The 12,732-nt window shown below is 61.9% G+C and carries 11 protein-coding genes and 1 tRNA gene; 5 read left to right on the top strand and 7 right to left on the bottom strand.

All coding sequences use genetic code 11. The features are described from left to right. The first annotated feature begins 230 nt into the window (after positions 1–230). Complete coding sequence (locus DW943_RS02405) at positions 231–716, top strand: CarD family transcriptional regulator (protein ID WP_022094807.1); 486 nt, start codon at positions 231–233, stop codon at positions 714–716. 117 nt (positions 717–833) lie between these two features. Further along, entirely contained in the window at positions 834–1,433 is a 600-nt protein-coding gene (locus tag DW943_RS02400; RefSeq protein ID WP_117758339.1) for an HD domain-containing protein, read from the top strand. Positions 1,434–1,504: 71 nt separating this feature from the next. Here DW943_RS02400 and DW943_RS02395 read toward each other — a convergent pair whose 3' ends face one another. Then, on the bottom strand, positions 1,505–2,791 hold the full coding sequence (locus DW943_RS02395; RefSeq protein ID WP_117862068.1) for a glutamate-5-semialdehyde dehydrogenase: 1,287 nt from the start codon (positions 2,789–2,791) through the stop codon (positions 1,505–1,507). Positions 2,792–2,903: 112 nt separating this feature from the next. Here DW943_RS02395 and DW943_RS02390 point away from each other — a divergent pair, with 112 nt between their 5' ends. Continuing rightward, on the top strand, positions 2,904–4,322 hold the full coding sequence (locus tag DW943_RS02390; protein ID WP_117862067.1) for an alpha/beta fold hydrolase: 1,419 nt from the start codon (positions 2,904–2,906) through the stop codon (positions 4,320–4,322). 198 nt (positions 4,323–4,520) lie between these two features. Here DW943_RS02390 and proB read toward each other — a convergent pair whose 3' ends face one another. The 5 genes from proB to DW943_RS02365 form a co-directional block, all read right to left on the bottom strand. Next, positions 4,521–5,648 carry a glutamate 5-kinase gene (gene proB, locus DW943_RS02385; RefSeq protein ID WP_089572036.1) on the bottom strand — a complete coding sequence of 376 codons (1,128 nt, stop codon included), beginning with the start codon at positions 5,646–5,648 and terminating at the stop codon, positions 4,521–4,523. A 79-nt stretch (positions 5,649–5,727) separates the two neighbouring features. Next, entirely contained in the window at positions 5,728–7,233 is a 1,506-nt protein-coding gene (locus tag DW943_RS02380; protein WP_117583751.1) for a nicotinate phosphoribosyltransferase, read from the bottom strand. Positions 7,234–7,317: 84 nt separating this feature from the next. After that, positions 7,318–7,758 carry a hypothetical protein gene (locus DW943_RS02375; RefSeq protein WP_099431890.1) on the bottom strand — a complete coding sequence of 147 codons (441 nt, stop codon included), beginning with the start codon at positions 7,756–7,758 and terminating at the stop codon, positions 7,318–7,320. 64 nt (positions 7,759–7,822) lie between these two features. Beyond that, a tRNA-Ala gene (locus DW943_RS02370) sits at positions 7,823–7,895 on the bottom strand. A 179-nt stretch (positions 7,896–8,074) separates the two neighbouring features. Next, positions 8,075–9,019, bottom strand: coding sequence for a radical SAM protein (locus DW943_RS02365; RefSeq protein WP_117862066.1), 945 nt, complete (start codon positions 9,017–9,019; stop codon positions 8,075–8,077). A 525-nt stretch (positions 9,020–9,544) separates the two neighbouring features. Between DW943_RS02365 and DW943_RS02360 the strand changes: the two genes are divergently transcribed. Next, entirely contained in the window at positions 9,545–10,744 is a 1,200-nt protein-coding gene (locus DW943_RS02360; protein WP_117862065.1) for an MraY family glycosyltransferase, read from the top strand. Between the two features lie 159 nt (positions 10,745–10,903). Beyond that, complete coding sequence (trpS, locus tag DW943_RS02355) at positions 10,904–11,953, top strand: tryptophan--tRNA ligase (protein WP_089572045.1); 1,050 nt, start codon at positions 10,904–10,906, stop codon at positions 11,951–11,953. A 392-nt stretch (positions 11,954–12,345) separates the two neighbouring features. Here the strand turns inward: trpS and DW943_RS02350 are convergent, their stop codons facing one another. After that, the gene (locus tag DW943_RS02350) at positions 12,346–12,666 is read right to left on the bottom strand and encodes an MGMT family protein (protein WP_117862064.1); all 321 of its coding nucleotides are present in this window, start codon (positions 12,664–12,666) and stop codon (positions 12,346–12,348) included. Positions 12,667–12,732: the final 66 nt, after the last annotated feature.

Genomic DNA, 12,732 nt, shown 5'->3' with positions numbered 1-12,732 from the left:
ATATTGCATATGCACAAAAATGACTACAGCTTGCATGGAGTCACTCAAAGATGCCGGTCTGCCTGCAGATTATGCAGGCGTTGAAAATGCATAAAGGTGTGAATGAGCTGCGTCTGTTATCGAATACTCTTACCTATCAGAATTGTGTGCTTTTCCTGCATAAAGTAAGGGTTTGCGCACGTCAGCGTGTTATTCTAGACATACGTAAATTCGTATAAGTTGGAGGTAGCATGTTCTCAATCGGTCAACACGTCATTCATCCGGGTCAGGGAGTCTGCACCGTCGTCGGTTTTAGGGACGACACGCCGCAGCCCATGCTGTTGCTCGAGACCAAGCAGGGACATGCGCAGACGATCCTCATGTACCCCGTGGCGCAGGCCGATCGTTTGCATGCCGCCATCTCCCAGCAAGATGCCGAGCACCTGCTGAGCCACTATGACGAGCTGGAGTGCGACACCTTTACCGAGCGTAACAGCTCGCTTGAGGAGACGCACTTTAAGCAGCAGCTCAAGCTGGGCGCGCCCGAGACGGTCCGCGTGGCAAAGACCATGATGCACCGCATTCGCCAGGCCGAGGAAGCTGATAAAAAGCCCAGCTCTTACTACATGCGCGTACTCAAGGAGGCCAAGCGCCGCTCCATTGAGGAGTTCGCCGTGGCCCTGGGCGTCACCGAAGAGGACGCCGAAGCCCGCCTAGCCCAAGCCGCCCTCAACTAACCCATCCGCGCCAAAAACCACCACAAAGGGGACAGGCACCTTTGTGGTGGTTTTTTCGTTCTAGTCGTTCCAGTAGTATTCATTCTTAGCGATACCCACGAGCACAAGGAGTCTCTTATGGCAGAGCCGCTTACCGCCGGAATCACCCGCGACCGCGCGTTCGAACTGCTCAACGAGCACAACAAGGACCCGTTCCACATCACCCATGGCGAGACGGTCGAGGGCACCATGCGCTACTTTGCGCGCGAGTTCGACCCCGAGAACGAGGAGTTTTGGGGCATCGTCGGCCTGCTGCACGACCTGGATTGGGAGGAGCATGAGGATGACCCCATGAACCACACCATCTATGCGGCCGAGATCCTCGAGGACGAGGGCGCATCGCCCGAGCTCATCCGCGCAATTCAGACGCATACGTCCGACTTCAACTCTTCGCTGCCCAAGCCCGAGCTGCAGATGGAGAAGATCCTGTTTGCCTGCGACGAACTCACCGGTCTAATCGGTGCTGCCGTGATCATGCGTCCGAGCAAAAGCGTCATGGACTTTACGACCAAGTCGCTCAAGAAAAAGTTCAAGGATAAGCGCTTTGCCGCCGGCTGCTCACGCGACGTGATTTCGCAGGGCGCCGAGATGCTGGGCTGGGAGCTTCCCGAGCTCTTCGACCGTACCATCGCGGCCATGCAATCCTTCGCGCCCGATCGCGATACCTTCCAGGCCTAACCGCCCACGCCACCTAAAATCACCACAAAGGAGACAGGCGCCTTTGTGGTGGTTTTTCGTTTGCAACAGGTTTAGGGGCGGACCTGGCCGGTGCCACGGAGCTTGTATTTGTAGGTGGTGAGGGCCTCGGCGGCAAAGGGGCCGCGGGCATGGAGCTTTTGGGTCGAGATGCCAATCTCGGCACCCAGACCAAACTCGCCGCCGTCGGTGAAGCGGGTGCTGGCGTTGGCGTACACGGCCGAGGCATCGACCGCGTCCAGGAAACGCTCGCAGGCATCCGTGTCCTCGGCAACAATGGCCTCGGAGTGCATGGTGCCGTAGCGATTGATGTGCGCGATGGCCTCATCCTCGTTCGCCACGACCTTCACGCTCATCTCGAGCGCCAGGTACTCGCGGCCCCAATCCTCCTCGGTCGCGGCCACGTAGTCGTCGTCCTCGGCAAGACCGGCATCGGCGCATGCGGCGCACGTGGCCTCGTCGCCGTGAATCAGCACGCCGTGGTCGTGCAGCACGGCAACGACCGCCGGCAAAAACGAATCCGCCACGGCACGGTCGACCAGCAGCGACTCGGCGGCATTGCACACGCCCACGCGCTGCGTCTTAGCGTTGACGATAATGTTGAGCGCCTTGTCAAAATCGGCGGATTCATGCACGTAGATGTGGCAGTTGCCTGTGCCCGTCTCGATCACCGGCACAAGCGACTCGCGCACGCAGCGCTGGATCAGGCCCGCACCGCCACGCGGAATGAGCACATCGACAATACCGCGGAGCTTCATGAGCTCGCCGGTGGCCTCGCGGTCGGTAGACTCGATCATCGAGACGGCCTCGCGCGGGAAACCCTGGGGCTCAAGCGCATCGGCCAGCAGCTCGGCAATCATGGCGCACGAGTGATAGGCCAGCGAACCGCCGCGCAGGATGCAGGCGTTGCCGGTGCGGATGCAGATGCCCGCGGCATCGGCCGTCACGTTGGGGCGCGCCTCGTAGACCATGGCAACCAGGCCCAGCGGCACACTCACGCGGGTGAGGTCCACGCCGCTTGCGAGCACACGGTGATCGAGCACGCGGCCCACGGGATCGGGCAGCTCGGCGAGCTTCTCCAGGCCGGCGGCCATGCCCTCGACGCGCTCGGGCGTCAGCAGCAGACGATCGAGCAATCCGACCGAGGTGCCCGCATCACGCGCAGCGGACATATCGAGCTCGTTGGCGGCGACGATGGAGTCGATACCGTTGCGCAGTGCTGCGGCCATGGCGCGCACGGCCTCCTGGCGCTGCTCGTCGCTCGCCGTGGCAAGCGAGGCCGACGCTGCCTTAGCGGCAACGGCAAGATCGTGGACATACGTGGCTATATCGACCGACATGGACGGCCCTTTCTCCTAGAAGTTTGCAACCATGGTAGCCGATTTGCGCATGGCCTCGCCCGCGGCGGTAGAATTGGTCAACCCGAAACACCGCAACGAACGGAAGACTCACATGGCCCTCATTACTTCGTACCACGTCCCCGGCCTGTATGTCGAGGACCACAGCATCGACGTCCCCCTCGACTGGCGCGGCCTGGAGCCAATGCTCCTAGCCGTCGGCAGCACCATGCGCCGCGGCGCTATGCCGGCACCAATCGCCGGCGCGCCCGAGAGCATCAAGCTCTTCTACCGCGTGGTTTGCGCGCCCGACCGCATCAACGACGATCTGCCGCTGCTTCTGTTTTTGCAGGGCGGCCCCGGCGGCGAGAGCCCGCGTCCGCTGTCACCCTCAAGCGATGGCTGGATCGAGGAGGCCGTCAAGCACTTCCGCGTGGTCCTGCCCGACCAGCGCGGCACCGGACGCAGTAGCTGCGTGGACGGACGCACGATTGCCACCTTGGGCGATCGCGCCGAGGCAGCCGGCGCCGATGCGGACCGCTCGCAGGCGGACTTCCTCAAGCGCCACCTCGCCAGCTCCATCGTGCGCGATTTTGAGTACCTGCGCCTGGTGGGCTTTGGCGGCAGGCCCTGGGTCACGCTCGGGCAGAGCTACGGCGGCTTTTTGACGCTGAGCTACCTGTCGCTCTTCCCCGAGGGCGTGGCGGCAAGCTTTACCTGCGGCGGCATCCCCCACGTACCGGCGAGCGCAAGCGAGGTCTACGCGCACACCTTCCCGCGCATGGCTGCCAAGACGCAGCAGTATTACAACCGCTACCCCGCCGACGTCGAGCGCGTGGCGGCCCTGGCAGATGCCCTCAAGGAGCAAAAGCCCGTGCTACCCGACGGCTCGCCGATGACGGTCGAACGCCTGCAGCTCATGGGCAGCGACTTTGGCATGAAGCCGAGCTTTGAGCGCATGCATTGGATTATCGATCATGCTTTTGTTGACGGCGACGGCACGCTGGCCTGCGGCGCCTCGGTATCCGACAGCTTTTTGATGCGCGCCTTCGAGCGCACCAACACGCGCACGAATCCGCTGTACTGGACGCTTCAGGAGTTCATCTACGCCGACGGCGACACCATGCCCATTCGCTGGGCCGCGGCAGAAGAGAAGGCCCATCGTGCCGAGTTCGACACGCTCACGCGACCGCTCATGTTTACCGGCGAGGCCATGTTCCCGTGGATGTTTGAGCAGATGCCCGAACTTAAGCCCTTCAAGCCGGCGATGGATCTGCTTATGGAAGACACAAGCTGGGACAAGATCTACGACCCGCAGCGCCTGGCGTGCAACGAGGTGCCCCTGCAGGCCGCGGTGTACTTCGATGACATGTACGTGGACTCGGGCATGCAGCTCGATACGCTCAGCCGCGTGGGCAACTCGCATGCCTGGGTGACCAACGAGTTCGAGCACGACGGCTTGCACGGCAGCGTGGTGTTCAAGCACCTCTTCGACGAAGCCCTCAACCGCGGAGACCTGCGCCAGATCTTCTAGCAAAGGAGTGTCCCCGTCTGCCGGCACAATAGGAACGTCCCCAAGTGCCGGCAACGACAATGCCGCTGGTAGAGGACAGAAAGCGAAAACGCCCCTAAGCGAGCAAGGTGACGTGAAAGAGGAGGGCATTGACCTTTTGGTCATGCCCGACGATTGAACGTCAGATTGCCGCTTAGGGGCGTTTGCAGCGTCAATTGGTTAGGCGAACACTATCAAGTTGTCCCTATGGATCGCGGGCTTCTCGGCCAGGTCTGCGAGCAGGCGGTTGCTGGCAATCTGGTCCTGGCGGCGGCCGGCTGCAAGCTCCAGCACGTCCGAATCGGCCTCGGCGATACCACGGGCGACAACCATGCCGCTCGGGTCGCACACGTCGAGCACATCGCCCTCGGCAAACTGGCCATCGACCTCGCGAATACCCACCGCGAGCAGCGACGATCCGCGGCTGACCAGCGCCTTCGCGGCGCCATCATCGACCGTCACCGAGCCATGCGCCTTGTCACCCAGTGCGATCCACAACTTGCGCGGCGCAATGTCCAGGCGCTCCGCCGGCGGATCGAACAGCGTACCCACGCTCTCGCCGCGGGCCAGACGCACGAGCGCATCGGGCTCCTCGCCCGAGCAAATCACGCTTTGAATGCCCGCCGTCATGAGAATGCGGCTCGCGCGAATCTTGGTGATCATGCCGCCCGTACCCACCGATGTGGAAGAATCGCCCGCCGAGGCGATAATCTTGGCATCGATCTTATGCACGACCGGGATAAACTCGGCCGTCGGATCCTCATGCGGATTGGCGGTGTAGAGGCCATCGATGTCCGAGAGCGTCACGCACAGATCGGCAGAAACCAGGCAGCTCACAAGCGCCGCCAGCGTGTCGTTGTCGCCGAACTTGATCTCATCGACGGTAACGGTGTCGTTCTCGTTGACGACCGGCACCACGCCCAGCTCCACCAGGCGCAGCAGGGCGTCGCGCGCGTGCAGGTAGGACGTGCGGCGCGCCGTGTCGTGACGCGTGAGCAGCACGAGCGAGGTGAGCAGGTCGCGCGCATGGAACTCCTCGTCGTAGGCCGACGAGATGATGCACTGACCGGCCGAGGCGCAGGCCTGCAGGCTCGGCAGGTCGCCGACCGGCTTACGGTCGAAGCCCAGCACGGGATAGCCGCAGGCAATGGCGCCCGAGCTCACCACGATCAGGCGCCAGCCAAGCTCGCGCAGCGCTGCGGCCTGGTCGGCAAGCCCGCCGATAAAGGCGCGGTTGACCTTGCCGTCGGCGCCCACCACCGTGGACGAACCGATCTTTACCACCATCGTTTTATAAGAAGTCGTCATACGTCAAACCAATCAACTGTTCAGCGAACGGCCGAGCCGGCGGCCAGGGAAGCGTGACTCGCCCCTACCGCCCAAGGAATTAGTGAGCCCAGGGAAAGGCAGAGGCCGCGGCCATGTTCTTACGCACGAGCTCGTCGCGCACCTGAGCCAGGCCCTGCTCCATACCCACCACATAGGTCTGCGGGTACAGGAAGCGCTTGAAAGCTGCGTCCAGATGGTCGAGCGCCCAAGCACAGCGCTCGCGCGCGTCCTGGATGCTCTCACGCGGAGCCACCGCACTGCCATCGCGCACGATCGGCACCAGCAGCTCGCGATACTCGAGTTCGGACACGTCGGTCACCAGGGCGGCATCGTTCACGGCCACAAGGGTATTGCCGCGCGCGGCGCCCTCCCCCGCCAGATGGTCCTCGTCGTAGATCATGTCGCAGACCGGGCCGCCAAAGCCGTCGTAATAACGGCGCACGCGTTGCACACCCGGGATCGTGCGCTTGTATGGCTGCTCAGAGAGCTTGACCACCGGCGTCCATGGATCTGCCTCGCTCGCACGGCGGGCGGAAAGCTTGTACACGCCGCCCAGCGCCGGCTGGTCATAGCAGGTCGCAAGCTTGGTACCCACGCCAAAGCTGTCGATGGGCGCGCCCTGGTCGAGCAGCGACTGAATCGTGTACTCATCCAAATCGTTAGAAACCGAGATCCCCACATAGGGCAGGCCCTCGGCATCAAAACGGCCGCGCACATACTTAGAGAGCTTGGCGAGGTCGCCGGAGTCGATGCGAATGGCCGACAGGCGCTCGCCCACCGCTTCCATCTCCTTGGCAACCGTAATGGCATGTTCACAGCCCTCGCGCACGTCATAGGTGTCGATGAGCAGCGTACAGTTCTTGGGGCTCGACTTGGCAAAGGCGCGGAAGGCCTCGAGCTCGGAATCGAAGCTCATCACCCAGCTGTGCGCATGCGTGCCAAAGACGGGAATACCGTAGCGGCGGCCGGCGAGCACATTGGACGTAGAGGAGCAGCCGGCAACGTAGCTCGCGCGCGCGACGGCCAAGCCGCCATCGGGACCCTGAGCGCGGCGCAGGCCAAACTCGGCAACGGGACGGCCGTCCGCCGCCAGCACCACGCGCGCCGTCTTGGTGGCGACAAGCGTCTGGAACCCAACGATGTTGAGCAGCGCCGTCTCAAGCAGCTGGCACTCCAGCGCGGGGCCGGTGACGCGAACCATGGGCTCGCGCGGAAAGACGAGCTCGCCCTCGGGCACGGCGTCGATGTTTACATGCGCACGAAAATCGCGCAGGTAGTCGAGGAATCCAGGCTTGAACATCGCGCCGCCGGCCGGGGCCTGGAGCGAGGCGAGGTAGTCGATGTCCTCGGGCGTAAAGCGCAGATTCTCGACCAGCTCGGGCAGTTCGGCGGTGCCGCACATGACGGCATAGGCGCTGCCAAAAGGATGGTCGCGGTAAAACGCGGTAAAACAACCCTGCTCATTGGCCTTGCCGCTCTCCCACAGGCCCTGGGCCATAGTGAGCTCGTACAGATCGGTGAGCATTGCAATGTCGGTGGGATGCGAGATGTCGGTCAAAGCCATGGGGCGACCTTTCGGATGCGTTGTGCAGAGGTTGAGGGTTGGAAAAGGGCAGAGTGATCGGGCATGGCACCCAGCGCGAATGGGCTAGAGCAGGCCCATGCTGGTCAGGATCGTGTAGCCCATAAAGATGACAAACGCGATGAGGGCAAGGACAATGATGATTTTTTGAGCCGGCGCCATGCCAGGGATCTCGTTCTCGCCCGTAGGCTCCTTGGAGGTAACCATGCGCTGGGCAAAGGTCATCTCGTCACGGCTCGGCTTGGGCTCGACGGACTTGGAACGAGCGACCTTTTTAGGCTGAGGTTTAGGTGCGGTGGGCGCGGGCTTCGCGGCGGCGGGCTTGGGCGCGGGGGCGACGTTCGCGGCGGCCTCCTCGGCCTTCTCGCGCTCGGCACGCAGGGCGGCCAGCTCCTCACGCTCGCGGCGTGCCTCTTCCTGGGCCTCGCGACGAGCTTTCTCGGCGCGGAGCTCTTCCAACTCGGCGCGTTCCTCGGCAGACAGTGGTTGGGACTCAAGCTTGGCCATGGTACAGCCCTTTCTTTTAAAAAAAGCCGCCGACACAATGTCAGCGGCTTATCAAATCCAAGGGTGGAGACGAAGGGAGTCGAACCCTCGGCCTCTGCCATGCGACGGCAGCGCTCTCCCAACTGAGCTACGTCCCCAGGACAAGTTGATATTTTACCTACGGCTCGCCAACTGTCAACGCCCAATACCCAGTCTTTTTGGGACGCGGCTGTTTTAGCTACCCCGACAGACAACGCGAACGGTTTGGTCGAACAGCGGCAGGGGTAGCTAAAACAGCCCCGTCCCAAAAAGACTACTCAAAGAGCCTCGTCCCAGATTAGCTGGTTTGAGCACTAGTAAGAACACCGGTGGTATCGAACGCCGGGGTAAAGCTCTCGTCTACCGCGCCGCCTTCTTGCCAAAACATCGTCGTAAAGCCCAGGTCGTCGGCATGGTCGAGCACCTGCTCGTACTCCTCGCGCGTCACGGCGCGCGCCAGGTCGCCGCCTTGTTCGCGCATGAGGGCATTGGGCGTGTACTGGTTCATGACCGAGATCGGCACGTCGCCCACCGTCTGCCACACCAGGTCCAACACGCGGCACGAATCGTCCGCATGCCCCGGCAGCACCAGATGACGCACGATTATGCCGCGCCTCATGAGCCCGTCCTCGTCTACCAGCTCTCCCCCGCGGCGCTCAATCTCGCGCGCCATCTGGGCCAGACCCGACACGGCCACGCGCGGGTAGTCCTTAATATGAGAAAGCGACTGAGCAAGCCCGGCATCGGCATATTTAAAGTCCGTAAGCCACACGTCGACCAGGTCGCCCAGCGCCGCCACGGCACTCGCGCGCTCGTAACCACTCGTGTTGTAGACAATTGGGATGACCAACCCGCGCGTCCGTGCCGCGGCAATCGCGGCAGGCAACAGGTGCGCATAGTGCGTCGCCGTTACCAGGTTGATGTTATTGGCGCCCTGGTCCTGCAGCTCCAGCATAATCTCGACCAAACGCTCGGGCAAAATCTCAAGACCGAAATTGCCCGTCGAGATCTCGTGGTTTTGGCAGTAGATACATTTGAGCGAACAGCCGCTAAAGAAAATCGTACCCGAGCCGGCCTCGCCCGAGATAGGCGGCTCCTCCCACATATGAAGCGCTGCGCGGGCCACCTTAAGCGTGTTGTCGGCGCCGCACACGCCACGCGTGCCCTCGTCGCGCGCCGCACCGCAACGGCGCGGACACAAATGGCAGGCGGGCGAAAAAAGTTCGGTCAACGACGTCGGCATAAAAACATGCTCCAAAACAATGATTCAGCAGCTCAAACGTAAAGGGACCAACCGCACAGACGGCTCGAGCCCAAGGCGCCGTAATCGTCCGACACGATTTTTATAATGTCAAGACTGGAATCGACAAAGTGCCGCTTTATGATGTAGGTATTCCGCCCCCCGCGGAGCAACTGGGTGAACCGTCGCGTTTATTTAGGGAGCCCACACAGTCGTACCTAGTACAGGTATCCTTCGTTGTTAAGGACGCTGGAACAGTCGATGAGGGCACCCACCTGTTTTAGGTGGGTTCATTTTCGTAACGTGGGGGGTGGTTTTCATTTGCCGAAAACCACCATTACAGCCCATATGGATCCCCGCCGGTATCCCGACAAGCCATCGACAACATCCCAATATCTGGTAAGCGCGTGATTATCGCTGCATGCAATTCCATGCACCCCCCGTGGTCGAGTATCATGGTTCGGCTATGCCCTTTGCGCATGGCGTTCTTCTGACCTTTTCCTTCGACGCTTGGCGGTTTTTAGATTCATGGCTTCATCCCCGAGCTACATACCGTACCTATGCGTGGCAGCGGCGGCCTTTATCACGACCTTCCTCATGGTGCCCCTGGTCAAGCGCTTGGCAATTAAGCTCGACGCCGTCGACTATCCTTCCAAGCGCCGCATCAACACCAAGCCCATCCCGCGTTTGGGCGGAACGGCGGTGTTTTTGGGCCTGGTCGTTGCCTGCATTGTGCAAATCCTAGGCACCTGGCACCTAGGCTGGCCGCCCGTCCTGGTGCCGCACCCGCGCCTTCACATTAGCTATCCCATGCTGGCGCTCTCCTTTACCGTCATCTTTGCGACCGGCGCTATCGACGACGTCATCCAGCTCAAGCCCAAGCAAAAGCTGGCCGGACAGGTCCTCGCTGCGCTCATCGCCTGCGTGGGTGGCCTGCGCATCGGCGTCATTGTCAACCCGTTTGCCCCCGGCGAAATCATGCTCGGATGGCTCGCCTACCCCATCACCGTGATCTATCTGGTGGCATTCACCAACATCATTAACCTCATCGACGGCCTCGACGGCTTAGCCACGGGCATCTGCGGCATCGCGTCGTTCACCATGTTTTCGATGGCCGTTCTCTCGGGCCGCATCGACGCCGCCGCGCTCTCCATTGCGCTCTTTGGCGCCTGTCTGGCCTTTTTGCGCTACAACTTCAACCCCGCAAGCATCTTCTTGGGCGACTCGGGGTCGCTGCTTCTGGGCTTTGCGCTAGGCTCCATCTCGCTACTCAACGTGAGCCGCACCGCCGCGCTCACCTCGCTTATCATCCCGCTCATCGTTGCCGGCGTGCCCATCATCGACACGTTTAGCGCCATCGTGCGCCGCAAGCGCGCCCACATTAGCATCGGGCAGGCCGACAAGGGCCACATCCACCACCGCCTGATCCAAGAGGGCTACAACCAAAAGCAGGCTGTGCTGCTCATCTACGCCTGGTGCATTATGCTTTCGGCCGGCGCCGCCGCGATCAACCAGGTCGAGGTGCCCATGCGCGTGCTCATCTTTACCGTGCTCGCCATTGGCTCGGCGGCCTTCGCCAAGCACCTTCACCTGTTTGAGCCCGTGCTGCGCCACCATTACAACAAGCGCACGCACGAGGATGAGCTCATTACGCCCGACGACCCCGCCTTTAAGCAGGAGGAGCAGGCGGCCGAGGAACGTAAGGAAGAGCGCCACCACAAGCTCTAGGGTAAGCTGCCGAGGATATACCCAGGCACCGCTGGCCAAGCGCAGCCGCGCCGCACCCATCGCACGAGCTGCCCCTCTTCCGCCCCTCTCCTGCTTACGCCCCGCCCCTCCAATAAACGCGTTATCATCTTGACCCATGAACATACGTTAGGAGCAATCATGCCAAACGAGAACAGCTACGAAGTCGCGCTGCAAAAAAGCAACGCCATTCGCGAGGGCCTGGCCAAGACGCCCGAAAAGTTCACCATGCTTACCGGCGACCGCCCCACCGGCCGCCTGCACCTGGGCCACTACTTTGGCACCCTCAAGGGCCGCGTGGAGCTGCAGAACATGGGCGCCAAGACCAACGTGCTCATCGCCGACTACCAGGTCATCACCGACCGCGACACCACCGAGCACATCCAGGACAACGTGTACAACATGGTCATGGACTACCTTGCCTGCGGTATCGATCCCGACAAGACCATGATCTACGCGCACTCCGCCGTGCCCGCCGCCAACCAGCTCATGCTGCCGTTCCTGTCGCTGGTGTCCGAGGCCGAGCTAGCGCGCAACCCCACGGTTAAGGCCGAGATGGAGGCATCGGGCCACGAGCTCACCGGCCTTCTGCTCACCTACCCGGTGCACCAGGCCTGCGACATCCTGTTCTGCAAGGGCAACGTGGTGCCGGTTGGTCGCGACCAGCTGCCGCACATCGAGCTCACCCGCACCATCGCCCGCCGCTTTAACAACCGCTACGGCAAGGTGTTCCCCGAGGTCGACGCGCTGCTGTCCGAGACCCCGCTGCTGCCCGGCCTGGACGGTCGTAAGATGAGCAAGAGCTACGGCAACGCCATCAACATCTCGATGACCGCCGAGGAGACGGCCAAGCGCATCAAGAAGAGCCAGACCGACTCCGAGCGCATGATCACGTTCGATCCCGAGAACCGCCCCGGCGTGTCCGGCCTGCTTTCAACCGCCGCCATCTGCACTGGCCGTTCCGAGGTCGAGATTGCCGAGGAGATTGGCATGGGCGGCTCCGGCCAGCTCAAGAAGTACGTGACCGAGGCCGTCAACGAGTACTTCGCGCCGATCCGCGAGCGTCGTCAGCGCTATGAGAACGATCTGGACTATGTGAAGGACGTGCTGCACGAGGGCAACCGTCGCGCCAACGAGATTGCCGAGCAGACCCTGGCCGAGGTTCAGGACGCCATGGGCATGGTGTACTAGATCGATCTGCTGGCTAGAACTTTCGATTGCTATAGGGCGGGCGCTACGGCGTCCGCCTTTTTGGTGCCCGACCGGTTCGGCTCTGCCCATTGCACTCCCCCGACAAACAGGAACAGGCCCGCTGGCAGTTAGTTGCCAGCGGGCCTGTTCCCGAAGTACACCGTTGAATCGCACAGAGGGGAGGAATGCGAATCAAACTCAACAGGGCAGGCTTTTTCATCGCCTATTGCCTGCTCCGTTGCTGAAAACAATATAGTTCACCGTGGTTTACTCTGTAGCGTCAAACCGCGCCGTCATACGTTCTCCATAAGTTAGCCCCGGTAAACCTGCAACGGAAAACCAACACAAAGGGGACAGGCACCTTCGTGGTGGTTTTAGCCACGGCAAAGCCGCTAGAGCCCTGCTGGCCAGCGACAGGCGGCCAAGTCGACGTGCATGGGATCGGTAAACGTCACGCCCTCCCCCATTAAGAGCTCACGCTGAGCATCGGGGCCGCCAAAGGCAAAACCCTCACAGATATGGCCGTCGGCAAACACCACGCGATGACAGGGAATCTGACCAGGGCGTGGATTGCTGTGCAGCGCATAGCCCACATAGCGCGCGCTTCGCGGGCGACCGGCGAGCAGCGCCACCTGACCGTAGGTGGCGACCATCCCCTCGGGAATCTGCTCGACTACCTCGTACACCCGCTCGAAAAAGCTCTCAGACGCCATCGCATGCTCCTTTCAACCGAAACCAGCATAAACCACCACAAAGGTGCCTGTCCCCTTTATGGTGGT

The organism is Collinsella sp. AM44-11 (assembly GCF_003467145.1).
Classification (GTDB): Bacteria; Actinomycetota; Coriobacteriia; order Coriobacteriales; family Coriobacteriaceae; genus Collinsella.
The sequence above is the reverse complement of the archived record's forward strand: the minus strand, read 5'-3'. Positions and strand labels throughout refer to the sequence as shown.